The following is a 14,708-nucleotide window of genomic DNA, read 5'->3' as shown; positions in this document are numbered from 1 at the left end:
TGAGCACTCCTGACCACCGACCAGCCAGCAGTTGTTGGCCCCCTGAAGCGCAGCGCTCCCGTCGATCAATCGCCGTCGAGCGTGGTCATCGACCCTCGGCCCGGCGAAGCATCTCGTCCATCTCGGGGTCGGGCAGGACCTCGCGGACCTCCTGAGCGCAGCGGCACGCGGCGGCGATCTTGGCCGCCCACGCCAGCGCCTCCTCGCGTGTGGCGACGTCGACGACCACCAACCCGCCGATGACCTCCTTGGTCTCCGGGTACGGGCCGTCGGTGGCCATCCCGTCCGTGGCCACGATGCTCGCCTGCTGGCGTTCGAGTCCGGTGCCGAAGACGAACACACCGGCGTCGACGGCCTCCTGGATCACCGCGTGCGAGGCCTTGCCTACGTCAGGCAGCTCCTCGGCGGGATGTGGTCCATCGCGCCGTCGTTGAACGAGATCAGGTACCGCGTCATCTGCTGACTCCCTCGTCCCGGCGGCCTTCTCCGGCAGCCGCCTGTCACCTGCGCTACGAACGGCCCGCTCCGGATCCGACGCTATGCCCGAAAAGCCTTCCACGGGACCTGCCCCGGCGCGGCGCGCTCGGATCCGGGCGCCGAGGTGGAGAGGTCAGCTCAACGCGGCCGCCTTGCGCAACAGCACCGAACGTTCACGCTGGTTGGCGCACAGCCGGGCCGCCAGCTCCAGCTCGGCGCGCGCTTCCGGTCGCCGTCCGAGCCGGGCCAGCAGTTCACCGCGTACGGTCGGCACGAGATGGGAACCGGGAAGCCGGTCGGCGGCGATCAGCTCGTCCACGATGGCCAGCGCTCGCGCCGGACCCGAGGCCATGGCCACGGCGACGGCCCGGTTGAGCTCGACCACCGGCGAGGGCGCGACCCGGCCGAGTGCCTCGTAGAGGACCACGATCCGGTCCCAGTCGGTTGCCTCGACCGAGGGCGCCGACGCGTGGGTGGCGGCGATCGCGGCCTGCAGGCCGTAGGGGCCGAGGCCGCGAGCCGAGGCCCTGGCCAGCGCGGCCAGCCCACGGCGGACGGCCGAGATGTCCCACCGTCGCCGGTCCTGGTCCTCGAGCAGGATCGGCGAGCCGTCCGGGGCGGTCCGGGCCGGGAACCGCGCGGCCGTCAGCTCGCACAACGCGAGCAGGCCGTGCACCTCCGGCTCGTCCGGTTGCAGCGCGGCCAGCGTGCGGGCCAGCCGGATCGCCTCGTACGCGACGTCGGGGCGCAGCAGCCGGTCGCCCGACGTGGCCGTCGACCCCTCGGTGAAGATCACGTAGAGGACGCTGAGCACGCCGGCCAGCCGTTCCCGGCGCTCGCCGGCCGCCGGCAGCTCGAACGGCACCCGCGCGGCTGCGATCGTCTTCTTGGCCCGGGTGATGCGGGCCTGCACGGTCGGCACGGACACCAGGAACGCGCGGGCGATCTCCTCGCTGGACAGGCCGCCGACCACGCGCAGGGTCAGGGCCACGCGGGCCTCCGGGGAGAGCACCGGATGGCAGCTGACGAACATGAGCGCGAGCACGTCGTCGTCGATCCGGTCGGGGTCGACGCCTTCCTCGGCCGCCGAGTTGACCGCCAGGTCGGCCGCCAGCAGGGCGTACCGGTCCTGGAGGGCGGCCCGGCGGCGGATCGCGTCGATCGCCCGCCGCCGGGCCGTGGCCGTCAACCAGCCGGCCGGATTCGCCGGAGCGGCGTGCGGCCACGACACCAGCGCCTCGGCCACCGCCTCCTGGGCTGCGTCCTCGGCCAGCCCGAAGTCGCCGGTGAACCGGGTCAGCGCGGCGACGATCCGCGCCGACTCGATCCGCCAGACGGCCTCGACATCGGGCGTACCCATCAGTTCCGGCCGTTCCTCACGCGCCCGGCCCGGCCCCGGACGGTCACTCGCCGACCTGCGGAACCTCGTCGCTCCCCGGCACCCGCCGGACCTCGATCTTCGACCCACGGGCGGCGGGGACCCGCTTGGCCCACTCGACCGCCTCCTGCTTCGAGGCGACGTCGAGCAGGAAGAAGCCCCCGAACAGTTCCTTGGTCTCGCCGTACGGCCCGTCCGTGACGACCGGGGCCTCGCCGCTGAAGTCGACCACGACGCTCCGGGCCGGATCGTCCAGGCCTTCCGCCGCGAGGAGGACGCCGGCCTTGACCATCTCCTCGATGAACTGGCGAGTCGTGGCCATCATCTCGTCGATGTCGGCCATCATGGCCGCGTTCGACTCGTCGGTGCCCCGCATGATGAGCAGGTACTTCGGCATGGCGTTCTCCTCGGTCGGCGCGGCCGCCTCTCGGCCCTCGCACCCTAACGTCGAACGAGCGGCCCGCGGATCGACGTGGCCCCGAAGAAATCTCCCGCCGCGGCGCAACCGGTTCCACCCCGGGACGTGCCGATGAGCGGTCGCCGGGACATGCGCATCCCGGGTGTCTCGGCCGGTTGCACGTGCAGCGCGGGTAGGACCGGTGGAGGATCGATGGGCAATCGGGGCTCAGGCACATCCACCCGCCGCGCGCGAATCTGGAGGCACCTTGAAGCTGTTGCTCACGTCAGGCGGCGTCACGAACCCGCGCATCCACTCGGCGCTCGTGCAGCTCCTCGGTAAGCCGATCGCCGAGTGCCACGCCCTCTGCATCCCCACCGCACAGTGGGGTCACCCGATGTGCGGTCCGAAATCGGTGCGGGGTTTCGTCGCCGCCGAGCCCACGTTCCGGTACCTGTCCGGCCTGGGTTGGGCGTCGCTCGGTGTCCTCGAACTCACCGCACTGCCCACCATCGGCGCGGAGCGATGGGTCCCCTGGGTCCGGGAGGCCGACGTCCTCCTGGTCGACGGCGGCGACGCCACGTACCTGTGCCACTGGATGCGGCAGTCCGGGCTGGCCGACCTGCTGCCGTCGCTGACCGACACGGTCTGGGTGGGAGTGAGTGCCGGAAGCATGGTGATGACGCCCCGGATCGGCACGTACTTCGTCGAGTGGCCGTCCGCGCCGGACGACCGCACCCTGGGAGTCGTCGACTTCTCGATCTTCCCGCACCTGGACCTTTTCCCGACGAACACCCTGGCCGACGCCGAGCGGTGGGCCGCCGAGATCGGTGTCCCGGCCTACGCCATCGACGAACAGACGGCCATCGCGGTCGTCGACGGCTCGGTCGAGGTGGTCTCCGAGGGGCAGTGGAAGAGGTTCGAGCCGTAGCCGCCCGGCATTCAGCGCTCCGCACCAGGGCGAAATGGCTGGCCTCCCCGGCCCGTCCCTCCCTACCGTGTAACTGCACCTCCTTCTCGTCCCACGCACAGAGGACTTCACGCGCGTGACCCCGCCTGCTCTCTAGACCTGACACCTTCCACGCATCGGTCGCCGACGTCGCCGTCGGCTCTTTTCCCGTGTCTTCCGTCAGGTCCTGAGAGAGCTCATGTCTACGCGTCCTCACCACGTGCTGTCCTCCACCCGTCGGCCCCCGCGCCCTCCCCTGCTCGCGTTCCTTCTCGATCCGCCGCCCGCCCGGAGCAGCCGGGTCGCGGTGGAGTGGGGCCCGTGCGGGGAATGGCTCGCCGCGCCGCGCCAAGATCGGTACCCCGCTCTCGTTCGTCGGGCAATGAGTCGCCGCCGCGGGCCTGACCCGGGGCGAGAAGCCCGGTGGCCTCGTACCGGGCTGCAGCACGCGGCGGTCCGCGCGCGGTCGCTTCTGACCGGACGCGAACCACTGTCGGGGCCGGCCCGATACCGGCGGCGAAGGTGACCACCGGGTGCGTACACCCGGACGTGCCGAGGAGCGAGCACGTCCGGGTGTACGCACCCGCCCGCCGAGAAACCCGTTGCGAGTGGCCGGCGCCGGTTGTCTGGTGGAGCGGCCACCAACCACCGGAGGGACCATGACGCCCGTGCCGCTGCCCACCCCCACGGTGCACACCGCTCGCCTCCGGCTGCGTCCCTTCGACGACGCGGACGCCGACGACCTCCTCGCGCTGCACAGCAACGCCCGCGTGCTGCGCTACTGGGACGCGCCGCCGTGGAGTGATCGCGGGCGCGCTGCACGGTTCATCGCGGCGTGCCGGCAGATGGCGGACGAGGGCACCGGGGCGCGGCTGGCCGTGGATCGCGACGCCGACAGGGCGTTCATCGGCTGGTGCAGCCTGAGCCGGTGGAATCCGGACTACCGCAGCGCATCGCTGGGCTACTGCTTCGACGAGGCGGCGTGGGGCCACGGCTACGCCACGGAGGCCGCACACGCGGTGCTGCGGTGGGCTTTCGACACGCTGGACCTGAATCGCGTCCAGGCGGAGACCGACACCCGCAACGTGGCCTCCGCCCGGGTGCTGGAGAAGCTCGGGTTCGTGCGTGAAGGCACGTTGCGGGAGGACTGCGTCGTGAACGGCGAGGTCTCCGACTCGTGGGTCTACGGGCTGATCCGGCGGGAGTGGCGGCCCTCGGCCGAGCCGGCGCCCGCCCGTTCCGGCGATACTGAGCGCCGGACCAGGAAGGAGGTGGCCGCTGTGCCGCTCGGTCGGCTCCACCACCTGATCGTCGACTGCCCCGATCCCATGGTCGAGGCGCGTTTCTGGAGCGCGGTCCTCGGCGACCCGATCACCTACGCGGACGAGGACTTCGTCGTCGTGTCGGCCAGCACGTCGGCGTCCGGGCTGGCGTTTCAGCGCGCCGTCGACCTGACGCCGCCCACGTGGCCGGAGCCGGCGGTGCCGCAGCAGATGCACCTCGACGTGATGGTCGACGACCAGGCCGCGGCAGCGGAGGCGGTGCTCGCGCTGGGCGCGCGGCCGCTGCCCGGCGATCACGTGTACGCCGATCCGGCCGGCCACCCGTTCTGCCTGATCAGACGCCCTACCTGGGCGCCACCCGTGACCTGAGCTCAGCCCTTGCGGATGCTCAGGATCGGCGGCGGCCTGGTAGAACTTGCACCGGCTGCACCGCAGCCTGGGCCACCGCAGTCCCGCCGACTACGAGGCCGCCCCGGCGGCCTGACCACCACCGATGGTGTCCGCCGAGCGGTACGAGCTCAGAGCACAGGAGTGTCAGAACGGATGGACGGAAGTACAGGCAGCCCGTGGGCGGTGACCGGCCTGGACCCACTGGCCGGGCGGGTGTTGGAGCACCTGGTGACCGTGCCGTCGGCGGACGGCACCGAGGTGGCGGCGGCCGTCGGGGTGTCCCCGGCGGAGGCGGAACGGGCACTGCGGCACCTTGCCGACTCCGCACTGGCGCTGCGGATCGACGACACGACACCGCGATGGGCCGCCGGTCCTCCACGGTCGTCGCTCAGCGCCCTGCTGGCCCGGCGGCGGGCCGAACTCGCCCGCGTCGAGGCCATCGTGGAGCAGCTTCACGACGTGTACGAGGCGGTGTCCGGGCCGCGCGCCGCGCACCTCGTGGAGGTGCTGGAACGCGAGGACGAGGTGCCGGCGCGCTACGGCCAGCTGCTGAAGGGCAGTTCGGTCGAGATACTGCACCTGGCCAAGCCGCCCTACGTGACGGCCGGGCAGGCGTCCGGCGCGGAGTCGGGAGTGGCGCCCGGGGTGCGGCTGCGGTCGGTGTACGAGACGAACGGCTTCACCGACGCGGTGTCGCTCAAGACGGCGCTGCGCGGGACGGGTCAGGGCGGGGAACTGCGGCTGGCGACGGGGCTGCCGGTGAAGCTGGTGGTGTTCGACCGGGCGGCGGCGCTCCTACCGGTACGCGGGGACCGCCCGGCGGCGGGTTCCCTGGTGGTGCACTCCCCCGCGCTGGTGGTGGCGCTGGTGGCGCTGTTCGAGAGCGTGTGGGAGCGCGCCGAGCCGGTGTCGCTGGCGAGCCGGCACGACGGGTCGGCCCCGAAGGGCGGCCCGACGACCGTGGGGCCGGACCGGCGCACCCGGGAGATCCTGCACATGATGGCGAGCGGGATGAAGGACGAGGCGATCGCCCGTGTGCTCAAGGTGAGCCGCCGTACGGTGCAGAAACACGTCAGCGATGCGGGTTCCCTGCTCGGCGCCCGGACCCGGTTCCAGATCGCGCTGCTGGCGGCGGAGCGGGGGTGGCTCAAGGAGTCGGTGGGGAGGTGACCGGGGCAGGTCCCGAAGCCGACGCCGCGCCGGGACCGCCCTGAGGGGTCCCGGCGCGTCGTCGTGCCGCCTAGCCGGGGCTCACGTGCAGGACTTGGCTCCCTTCGCGTACGCCAGGCCGAAACCGGCCGCCGCGGAGTCCATGTAGATCACCTCGCGTCCCGCGCCCGCGGTCGCGAACATCTGGGCGCCCGGGCTGCAGGATGCCGGGCCGACGTACGTCCCGTCGAAGGTGTACTGCTTGAGCTTCGGGTTGAGCGCGTTGTCCGGGTAGCCACCGGTCTCGAGCCAGAGGTCCGCGGGGGCCTCCTCGGTGACCGTGATGGTCGTGTCGGACAGCGTGAGGACGTCGGCGCGGATCGCCTGCGGGGAGTTCTCCTCGAAGAGCAGGTGGCTGGTGCCCGTGGCGAAGTCGAAGAGCCGCACGGAGTCGTTGAACGTCCCCTTGCTCCACTCCCCGTCGACGTACCTGCCGTAGTCCCGGTTGATCACCCAGGCGACGCCGGTGCCGGACACCTGGGGGTAGCTCATCGTCTCGGCGCCGGGGTCACCGCCGGCGAAGGTCGTCTTCCCCGTCGCGATGTCGTACACCTCGACGCCCAGCGACCACCAGGTGCCGTCGGGGTTGGGCTGCGCGTAGTCCTCGTACCGGACGTAGGAGATCTTCCCGTTCCGGACGCTCGGCGCCGTCGCGTTGCCGAGCCAGTCGGGGTGCGCGAGGGTGTGGACGGTCCGCGAGCTGCCCTGCAGGTAGCGCACGACGTCTCGGTATCCCTGCTCCGGGTCGTACTGGCTCCACGCCACGACGTCGCCGTCGAAGCCCAGGCCGTCGATCCGGTACGGGGAGCGGTAGAGCTCCTCGACGTCGCCGCCGCCGACGGGCGCCGACAGGATGCGGTTGATCTCCCACGTCGGCGAGTCGGGGTCCGCCTCGATCGACAGCCACACGACCCGCTTGCCGTCGGTGTGCGGGAAGCTGTGCGGGTTCCCGTCGTTCGGGGAGATCCGGTACGGCGCGACCTTGCCGTCGATGCGGCCCACCCAGATCGACGGCGGCTGGGTGCGGTTCGCGTCCGACCGCGGCACGGTGAACCAGCCGCCGGCCATGCTCGCCGTCATGTCGACGTACATCCCGGTGTTGAGCCGGTCGACCAGGAGGTCGGTCTTCTTGCCGTAGAGGTTCGCCTTCCACTTCGCGGTGATCCCGCGCGAGTCGAACGCCGCCTGCACCACCTTGAGGTCCTTGTTGCTCAGGCCGAAGGACTTGGCGGAGGCGAGCACCGCGTCGCGGGCGTCGACGAAGTCGGACATGGGCGAGAGGTAGTCGGTGAGCGCGCGGTAGACGATCTTGTCGGCGACCGGGCCGCCGAACGCCTGACGCAGGTCCCACAGCGCCCCGGACACGATCGTCGAGTTGAGGTGCACGCCGCCGTCGTCCATCTGCGGGGTGTCCATGAGGTGCTGGAAGTCGGCCGTGGTGGCGCCGTCGTCGAGGTTGCGCAGGGCGCACCGGGTGGGCGTCAGCGTCCGGCAGAGGTCGCCGCCGATCAGGCTCGCCTCGGGGTCGGACATCGGCGTGCCCGCCGCGTCGAGGTCGATGGCGTTGCCGAAGTAGTCGGCGATCGCCTCGTTGAGCGCGCCCGGCTGGCCGGCGTAGACGAGGCTGGCGGAGTTCTCCACCACACCGTGCGTCATCTCGTGGCCCACGACGTCCGGGTCGGCGGCCAGCGGCAGGTACTCGTCGTCGCCGCTGCCGTACACCATGCGGGTGCCGTCCCAGTACGCGTTCACGAACGGGTAGCCGCCGTAGGTGATGCCGACGATCGAGTTGATCGCCATGCCGTCGTCGTCCAGGCTGTTGCGCCCGAGCTTCGCCTGGAACCACTCGAACACCTTCGCCGCGTCCCAGGCCGCGTCCACGGCGCCGGCGTCGGTCAGGTCCGCGCCGAGCGTGCTCGACGGCGACGCGAACGGCCCGACGCCCTCGGGCAACTGGCCGTCGAGCAGCTCGTAGTAGTCCCGGCCCCGCGCGTCCCAGGTCGTGATCGGCACCGTGCGGCCGTCCGGGAGGGTGTGGGTCCGGTCGATCATGAGGTAGGAGTCGGCGTCGTCGACCCGGACGAGCGGGAGCGCAACCGTGGCGCCGTGCAGGCTCCTGCCCTCGCCGACGACCGGCGTCGTGCCGTCGCCCGACGGGGACGCCTTCGTGGCGGCCCGCGGCGCGACGGCGGTCCCGCCGGCGGCCAGGGCGGCGGCCTGCTGCGCGGTGACGAACGGCTTGATCCGGCTGACGCTGAGCAGCGTCACCCCGTTCGTCGCGCCCACGTACACGTCGCGGAGCACGGGCTGGCCCGTGACGACGTCCTTGCCCTTGACGAGCACCCGCCGCGCGAGCACGCCGGTGCCGGTCGGCATGACCACGAGCCCCTGGTCGGTGCCGGTGAGGTCGGCGTGGGCCGCGTCGGGCGTCGTGCCCGGCCGCGGGGCGCCGGCCACGACGGCCGCACCGGGGTGCAGGCTCCTGCGCACGTCCTCGACCGCTCGGGAGATCGCGACGTTCGCGGGCATCGGGGTGCGGCTGGTGTCGACGTCGAGGTCGGTGAAGTAGGTGCCCGACGTGCCGGTCACCGCACGCTTGCCGGCCTTCTTCTCCATCCGCACCACGTACTGGGCGCCGAACACGGGCAGGCCCTTGTACTTCTGGTTCAGCCGGACCGTCTCCCGCGCGCCCTGCGTGTCGACGCTCGCCGTGGTGAGCGTGCCGGCCGGGTCGGCGATCCGGTAGCGGTCCTTGTGGCCGGTGAGGTGGGCCTTGGCGGCCTTGTCCGGTGCGATCGTGGCGTCGACCGGGTCGGCCAGGTCGTCCACGAGCGCGGGGGTGTCGGTAGCCGGCGCCACGGTGGCCGGGACGGACGCCTCCACGGGCGTCGTCGTGCCCGTCGGCGCCGCGTTCGCGGCCTGGGCGGTGGTTCCGAGGAGGGCGGCCGTCGCCAGGACGGCGAGGGCCGGTGGTGCCTTGAGTCTGCGCATCTGTTGCTCCTGCAAGGTGTTCCAGCGCCCGGCCGGCTCCTTGCGGCACGGGATTCGCTCACCCTCACCGCGGTGTCACCACCGACACAAGAACGACTTTGCGCAGCTGCACAAGTCAGAAGCCAGCATCCACCCACCCCACTCGGCCGAGAACTTCTGCGGCGGTCTCGGCGGGGGTGCGGTCGTTCGTGATCGGGAAGTCCCCGACGGTGGTCATGCCCGGCGCTTGCCGGGCCAGCGCCTCCAGGTGCCGTTCGAGCTTCGCTCCCGTGTCCCGTCGCCGCAGCCGGTCGCGAACGGTGTCGCTGTCAGCGATCAACTCGACCACAGTGACGGCACAGCCCGTGAGGCTCTCCTCGTACCGTTCCCGCTGCGCCATGCTGTCGACGACGGCTGCCACCACGACGAACCGCGCCCCGGCAGCCCTGAAGTTCGCCCACACCGAGGCCAGGTTGGCGTATTTGAGCTCGTCGTACATTCGTCCGCCGGGAGACGGCGGCGGCCCGAACTGCGCCAACAGGTCGGTGTCGACGACGGCCGTGACGTGGCCGGCTCCGGTCAGCAGTCGTCCGACCGCGTCCGCCACGGTCGACTTCCCCACCCCGGCGACGCCGGTGACCAGCAAGGCTCGACAGTCGGGCCGGTGAACCGCTCCCGTGTCCCGGAGAGCCGTTGCCTCCGGCGTCAACCGGAACCAGTAGCTGACCGTGGGACCCTGCGCGGCCAGACCACCGCCCAACGACTCGTACAGCGCCCGGGCGGGGCCGTTGGCCTCGCCCGCCGTCAGGAACATCCTGCTGGCGCCGGCCTGCACGCCGGCCGACATGAACGCGCGCAGCAGTGCCGCACCGATCCCCCGCCGCCGGTGCTCCGGCGCCACCTCCAGGCGGTGGAGGTAGAGCATCGAGGAGGTGTCCGGCCGGACCAGCCGGTAGCCCCAGCACCATCCGACGATCTCTGCACCGTCGGCGGCCACGAAGGCCAGCGCACCCGGGCTGCGCAGGAAGGCCGGGCCGCCGCCCGGCACCGCCCCGAACCTGCCCATGGCGCGTTCGAAGAGCCGGACATCGGCTGCTGAGACTCGACGGATCACACGCCATTCTGACCGTCCGCCCGTCAGGATCTCGACACCCGGGAGTGCGCGGACCTGGCGAGCGGTCGATCAGGCCTCGCCCAGGTCCGCTAGTCCTCGAAGTCGAACTCGAAGGTGCCCGCCTCGATGCGGTCGATCAGCTGGCGGACATCGTCCGCCTGCCGGATCGCGCTGTCCCATCCACTGCTGGTGATGTCGACCAGCAGCACCGGCGCGGGCTCGCGGCGCAGGTCGAGCACGAGCAGCTCACGGGAGCCGTCACCGCCGATGATCGCGATGCCCGGGTGCGTATCGGCGGCTCCGTCCCAGGCGTCGTGCAGTTCGCGCATCTCGCGTGGTGAATTGAGCCAGACGTAGGCTCCGCTGCTCAGCCAGCCGCGCCGGAAGCGATCTTCGTGGCGTACCAGCGGTTGAGCACCGGGTAGAAGATCGGCTGGTCCGGCAGGCGTGGTGGCCATGCCCGCCACCCCGACGCCGCCACGAGGTCGAGTTCGGCCTGCCCGGTCGGCCGCCACAGGGTGACCGTGTCGGAGTTGTCGACGGTCTGCTCCTCGCCGATCGTGGTCACGGGTCAATCGAGGCCGAGACCGCGGCGGCCGATCTCGTTGAGGTCCTCGAGACGGAAGCGGTTGGGCCAGTCGCGCTCGTAGTGCTCGGCCGGGAAGTCGCTGGGGCTCGACCCGGTCAGGAACGCCTCTCGTACGTTCGCCGCGTACCGCTCGTTGCGCGGGCACCAGGGCGCGGCGGGGATGTACATGACGTTGCCCCAGCCCTTCTGGTCCTCGACGGGAGCCACGCTGTGGATCATGTCGCAGTGCCACCAGACGGAGTCGCCGGCCCGGACGTCGGGGATGCCGGCGAGGGCCTCCATGAGCGGGGCATGCCACTTGTGGCCGGCGGGAAAGACCTGGTTGACGGTGACCCCGCACATGTCGTCGTCGGGCACGTCGTCCAGCAGCGGCCGCAGCATCAGGTAGGCCATCGCCTCGGGAATCGGCACGGTGTGCAGGACGCCCTGGTCGTGGTCCATGTCGGACAGGGCGGTCCACCCCTGGAAGGTGCGGAAGGCCGAGCACATGGTCGAGCCGGGGTACTGCGGTCCGGCGGTGCGGTAGGCCGCGTCCCACGGGTCGTACTGCTCGACGCTGCCGTCGAACAGGTGCCGGAACGCCCTCTGGTAGGCCTGGGTCATCCACAGGTCCAGGGTGCCGGGGTCGAGGTGGGTGCCGAGGCCGGCCGAGTCGGCGCCCTCGGGTCGGCGGCGGATGCGGTCGGGGTAGAGCGAGTCGCGGTGGGGGTCGAACCACTGCACGCCGTCGGACTCGTGCTTCCACTGGCCGTTGAGGAACGCCTGGACGGTGGCCATGCGCTCGCTCTGCCGGGCCTGCATCTGTGCGGGCGACCAGTAGATCGGGTAGATCTCGGGCTTGGAGCCCACGCTGCCGAAGAAGTCGTCGCCGGGACCGCGGTAGTTCTCGAAGAAGTGGTTGCTTTCGACGTAGTCGACGATGTCCCGGTCCCAGGCCTGGGCCTGAGCACGGTCGAAGTGGCCACGCACGACCAGGCAGCCGCGGCGCCGCAGCAGGGCGGCCTGCTCGTCCGGGACGGTGCCGGCGGCGATGTCGGCGTACTCGATGACCGGCCAGATCGTCTCGCCGCGTCGGCGGGCCGCGGAGATGTCGTCGACCGCGGCCTGGACGCGCTGCTCGACGACCGAGAAGACCTCCTCGACGGTCCGGCCGGAGGCGGCGATCCGCTCCCGCAGTGCCTTTTTGATCTCGCGGGTCGCGGCCTTCAGGTCGGTGGGTGTCTCCTCCCAGTGCGGCAGCGCGGCAGTCGGCGACACGGCGGCTCCTTTCAAGTCAGCCTTGCTTACTTGAAGGACTGTAGGCGCTCTCCTCGCTTCAAGGCAAGGGCCCTGACTAGAATCGCGGCGTGGAATCCGCCAAGCCGTCAGTGGATCTGGTCCGGTCGCTGACCGACGAGCACGTGCTGCGGGCACTGATGCGACACCGCCGCCTCACGCGGGCCGAACTCGCCGTCGAGATCGGCATCTCCAAGCCCACCGCCGGGGAGAGTGTGCGCCGGCTGACCGAACTCGGACTGGTGGCCGACACCGGGGAACGCACGCCCGGCGGGCGCGGCCGTGGCCGGGTGGGTTCGTACTACGCGCTGGCGCCGACCGTGGGGGTGGCGCTGGCGGTAACCATCGCCCCGGAGGGCGTGGTGGCGGAGTGCGTGGACGTCTACGGCGACACCGTGGCCCGAGCGGTCCGCCCGATCGACCGGCCCGCCCGGCCCAGCAAGGTCTCGTCGGCGGTGCGGTCCGCGGCCGCGGAGGCGGGCGCTGCCGCCGGGCAGCCGGCCCGCCTGGCCGTCGTCGGCGCGGCCGACCCGGTGGACCGTGTCACCGGCCGGCTCGTGCAACTGCCCGACGCGCCCTTCCTGGTCGGCGAGCTGGATCCGGTGGACGTCCTCGCGCCGTACGCCGACGGGCCGGTCGTGGTCGACAACGACGTGAACTGGGCGGCCCTGGCCGAGCGGGACAGTGTCGGCGCGGAGCAACTCCGCGACTTCGCGTACCTCTATCTGGGCGAGGGGCTCGGATGCGCGATCGTCAACGACGGTGCGGTCCGGCGCGGGCGCGCCGGCCTGGCCGGTGAGATCGCCCATGTGGTGACGGCCGGGCCGGGCGGCCGCGCGGTCCGGTTCATCGAGCTGTTCGAGGAGCTGGGTCTGCGCCTCGGCGGATCCACGGCGATCGACACCGAGCGGCTGCTCGGCAGCTCGGCCGCCACGCACGAGACCATCGGCACGGCGGTCAGCGGCGTCGTCGCCGCCGTGGTCGCGCTCGCCGACCCACAGGAGGTCGTCGTCGGCGGCTCCTGGGGTCCGGCGCTGATCGACGGCATCCGCGCGGCGATCGCACCGATGCCGCGACAGGTGTCCGTCCGGCCCGCCGCAGTCACCAGCGAACCGGTCCTGGCCGGGGTGCGAGCCGAGGCTCTGCGGCGCCTGCGGTCATCGGTCACCGCCAGCAGCTGACGCCGCCACGGGCAGGAGTGCCTGCGCGGACACGTGTGCCGTAGGTCCGCCGAGCACTCCCCCCGAGGACGGCTACGCCGGGGTGGCTGCCGGGCTTTCCTCGGCCGGGAGGCTGTCCATGAAGGAGCTGACCGAGAAGACCGCGTTGCCCGCACCGGGCGGGCCGTAGCCCGGCGGGCTGGACAGCCCGTTTGCCTCCATCGTCGCCCGGTAGACCTCCAGCAGGCGGATGTGGTACTCCAGCGGGGCACCGTGCGGGTTCGTGCGGCCCAGCGGCGTCGTGGGTTCCGGGCACCAGGTGGTGAACCGCGGGGTGATACCGCGGGACATGAAATATTCGAGGCCCTCGGCGGTCGAATCGATCGCCTCGTCAACCGTCGCGAATCCGTACGGGGCGGCCATCTCGACCCCGGCGACGAAGTTCGGGATCACGTTGCGCGGCCCGAAGACGTCGGCGGAGTCGAGGATCCGGCGATGCCACTCCTCGCGTCCGACGTACCGCTCCTTGCCAGGGCAGTAGAGCTCGAAGAGCCGCTTGTCCCACACCTCGTAGTTCGGGTGGTAGATGCGGATGCCGTAGTCGTGGAAGCGCTGCACATCGTCCTTCGGTAGCGCCTGGGCGACGACCTTGCCGATCCACCGGCCCGGGAACCGCTCCTCGATGGCCTTGGCGTAGCGCCCGTAGAAATCCGCCTCGGCCAGCCCGTCGACCTTCGAGGTGACGCTGCCGCCGGTGAGGGTGTACGCGCGCGAGGCCCCGGCCGTGTCGTACCGGTCGATGATCTCCATCGCCTCCAGCACCTCGTCGATCGGCTTGACCCCGGTGTACGGCCGGCCGGCCGCCTTGTGCTGGCGCCAGTTGTGGTTGATGTCGCAGTACTGGCACTCCTCCTTGGCGCCGAAGTACTGGCACACCCGGAACACGGTCAGGTAAACGAGGTAGCCCCATTGGATCGTCGGCGCGACCTCCATGACCGACTTGCCGTTGGCGAGGCGGTGCCGGTAGTACTCCGGCATCGGTGGCAGACCGACGTACGCGATCGGCCGGTCGTCCAGGAACAGCTGCAGGGCGCCGCTTCCGTCGTCCTTCACCCGGTACGGCGAGTCGGGATTGACGCGTACCGAAACGACGGTGCGCCGCAACCCGTACGGGCCGCCGGTGAGCACGATCTCCTCCGGTGGCCGGCGCAGAGCCGCGGTGCCCAGCTCCGGCAAGGTCCGATGGTCGAAGGAGAAGATGAAGTACGACTTCGGTTTGACGTCGCCGTTCTCGTTGTCGGTCAGCGCCGAGTCGTCGAAGGCCATGCCGCCACGCAGCAGGTCCTCCTTGATGACCGCCTCCCGCGGGATGTGCGGGAACCGCCCCATCAGGTCCTCGATGAGATCCGTGCGAGTCTGCATGCGCTCCCCCGGTCCGTCGTGACCACGCCGGCGCGAAACAGCATCAACCAGGCCGGCGGCCACGAGCATCGTTGTGCTCCGCCGACGCTACCCGC

The 14,708-nt window shown here is 71.5% G+C and carries 13 protein-coding genes and 1 pseudogene; 5 read left to right on the top strand and 9 right to left on the bottom strand.

All coding sequences use genetic code 11. The annotated features are described in order from the left end of the window. Nucleotides 1-85: 85 nt before the first annotated feature. From GCE86_RS10150 to GCE86_RS10140, 3 genes are all read right to left on the bottom strand, one after another. Nucleotides 86-367, bottom strand: coding sequence for a YciI family protein (locus tag GCE86_RS10150; protein ID WP_244317255.1), 282 nt, complete (start codon nucleotides 365-367; stop codon nucleotides 86-88). A 243-nt stretch (nucleotides 368-610) separates the two neighbouring features. Continuing rightward, the gene (locus GCE86_RS10145; protein ID WP_154226712.1) at nucleotides 611-1,837 is read right to left on the bottom strand and encodes an RNA polymerase sigma factor; all 1,227 of its coding nucleotides are present in this window, start codon (nucleotides 1,835-1,837) and stop codon (nucleotides 611-613) included. A gap of 43 nt (nucleotides 1,838-1,880) precedes the next feature. Next, nucleotides 1,881-2,252 (bottom strand): YciI family protein, encoded by a 372-nt coding sequence (locus tag GCE86_RS10140; RefSeq protein WP_154226711.1) that lies wholly within the window; start codon nucleotides 2,250-2,252, stop codon nucleotides 1,881-1,883. Between the two features lie 268 nt (nucleotides 2,253-2,520). On the opposite strand from GCE86_RS10140, the gene GCE86_RS10135 reads away from it, so the two are divergent. From GCE86_RS10135 to GCE86_RS10120, 4 genes and pseudogenes are all read left to right on the top strand, one after another. Continuing rightward, nucleotides 2,521-3,183: a Type 1 glutamine amidotransferase-like domain-containing protein gene (locus tag GCE86_RS10135; RefSeq protein ID WP_154226710.1), complete on the top strand. Its 663-nt coding sequence runs from the start codon at nucleotides 2,521-2,523 to the stop codon at nucleotides 3,181-3,183. A 677-nt stretch (nucleotides 3,184-3,860) separates the two neighbouring features. Continuing rightward, nucleotides 3,861-4,277 (top strand): annotated as a pseudogene (locus GCE86_RS10130) (GNAT family N-acetyltransferase); the annotation flags it as partial. 252 nt (nucleotides 4,278-4,529) lie between these two features. After that, on the top strand, nucleotides 4,530-4,853 hold the full coding sequence (locus GCE86_RS10125) for a VOC family protein (protein WP_239542753.1): 324 nt from the start codon (nucleotides 4,530-4,532) through the stop codon (nucleotides 4,851-4,853). 174 nt (nucleotides 4,854-5,027) lie between these two features. After that, nucleotides 5,028-6,044 (top strand): helix-turn-helix transcriptional regulator, encoded by a 1,017-nt coding sequence (locus GCE86_RS10120; protein WP_154226709.1) that lies wholly within the window; start codon nucleotides 5,028-5,030, stop codon nucleotides 6,042-6,044. A gap of 81 nt (nucleotides 6,045-6,125) precedes the next feature. On the opposite strand, the gene GCE86_RS10115 is transcribed toward GCE86_RS10120, so the two are convergent. The 5 genes from GCE86_RS10115 to GCE86_RS10095 all read right to left on the bottom strand — a co-directional run bounded on the left by GCE86_RS10115 (nucleotide 6,126) and on the right by GCE86_RS10095 (nucleotide 12,013). Then, on the bottom strand, nucleotides 6,126-9,074 hold the full coding sequence (locus GCE86_RS10115; RefSeq protein ID WP_154226708.1) for a M4 family metallopeptidase: 2,949 nt from the start codon (nucleotides 9,072-9,074) through the stop codon (nucleotides 6,126-6,128). A 115-nt stretch (nucleotides 9,075-9,189) separates the two neighbouring features. Beyond that, complete coding sequence (locus tag GCE86_RS31610) at nucleotides 9,190-10,119, bottom strand: GNAT family N-acetyltransferase (RefSeq protein WP_204342155.1); 930 nt, start codon at nucleotides 10,117-10,119, stop codon at nucleotides 9,190-9,192. 137 nt (nucleotides 10,120-10,256) lie between these two features. After that, nucleotides 10,257-10,496, bottom strand: a complete 240-nt coding sequence (locus GCE86_RS10105) for a hypothetical protein (RefSeq protein ID WP_154226707.1) — start codon at nucleotides 10,494-10,496, stop codon at nucleotides 10,257-10,259. Between the two features lie 38 nt (nucleotides 10,497-10,534). Further along, nucleotides 10,535-10,735, bottom strand: coding sequence for a hypothetical protein (locus tag GCE86_RS10100; RefSeq protein ID WP_154226706.1), 201 nt, complete (start codon nucleotides 10,733-10,735; stop codon nucleotides 10,535-10,537). A 3-nt stretch (nucleotides 10,736-10,738) separates the two neighbouring features. Continuing rightward, complete coding sequence (locus tag GCE86_RS10095) at nucleotides 10,739-12,013, bottom strand: YbiU family protein (RefSeq protein ID WP_244317254.1); 1,275 nt, start codon at nucleotides 12,011-12,013, stop codon at nucleotides 10,739-10,741. Between the two features lie 89 nt (nucleotides 12,014-12,102). Between GCE86_RS10095 and GCE86_RS10090 the strand changes: the two genes are divergently transcribed. Next, nucleotides 12,103-13,212 (top strand): ROK family transcriptional regulator, encoded by a 1,110-nt coding sequence (locus GCE86_RS10090; RefSeq protein WP_154226704.1) that lies wholly within the window; start codon nucleotides 12,103-12,105, stop codon nucleotides 13,210-13,212. Between the two features lie 72 nt (nucleotides 13,213-13,284). Here the strand turns inward: GCE86_RS10090 and GCE86_RS10085 are convergent, their stop codons facing one another. Further along, nucleotides 13,285-14,613: a radical SAM protein gene (locus tag GCE86_RS10085; protein ID WP_154226703.1), complete on the bottom strand. Its 1,329-nt coding sequence runs from the start codon at nucleotides 14,611-14,613 to the stop codon at nucleotides 13,285-13,287. Nucleotides 14,614-14,708: the final 95 nt, after the last annotated feature.

Source organism: Micromonospora terminaliae, from assembly GCF_009671205.1.
In the GTDB taxonomy this organism is placed as follows: Bacteria; Actinomycetota; Actinomycetes; order Mycobacteriales; family Micromonosporaceae; genus Micromonospora; species Micromonospora terminaliae.
Note: the sequence above shows the minus strand (reverse complement) of the source record. Positions and strands in the feature narration are given on the sequence as shown.

Bases quoted from the DNA above. Each gene is read 5' to 3' on its own strand.
- GCE86_RS10145 (WP_154226712.1), bottom strand. From the start codon at position 1,837: ATGGGTACGCCCGATGTCGAGGCCGTCTGGCGGATCGAGTCGGCGCGG.
- GCE86_RS10140 (WP_154226711.1), bottom strand. From the start codon at position 2,252: ATGCCGAAGTACCTGCTCATCATGCGGGGCACCGACGAGTCGAACGCG.
- GCE86_RS10125 (WP_239542753.1), top strand. From the start codon at position 4,530: ATGGTCGAGGCGCGTTTCTGGAGCGCGGTCCTCGGCGACCCGATCACC.
- GCE86_RS10120 (WP_154226709.1), top strand. From the start codon at position 5,028: ATGGACGGAAGTACAGGCAGCCCGTGGGCGGTGACCGGCCTGGACCCA.
- GCE86_RS10115 (WP_154226708.1), bottom strand. From the start codon at position 9,074: ATGCGCAGACTCAAGGCACCACCGGCCCTCGCCGTCCTGGCGACGGCC.
- GCE86_RS31610 (WP_204342155.1), bottom strand. From the start codon at position 10,119: ATGGGCAGGTTCGGGGCGGTGCCGGGCGGCGGCCCGGCCTTCCTGCGC.
- GCE86_RS10105 (WP_154226707.1), bottom strand. From the start codon at position 10,496: ATGCGCGAACTGCACGACGCCTGGGACGGAGCCGCCGATACGCACCCG.
- GCE86_RS10085 (WP_154226703.1), bottom strand. From the start codon at position 14,613: ATGCAGACTCGCACGGATCTCATCGAGGACCTGATGGGGCGGTTCCCG.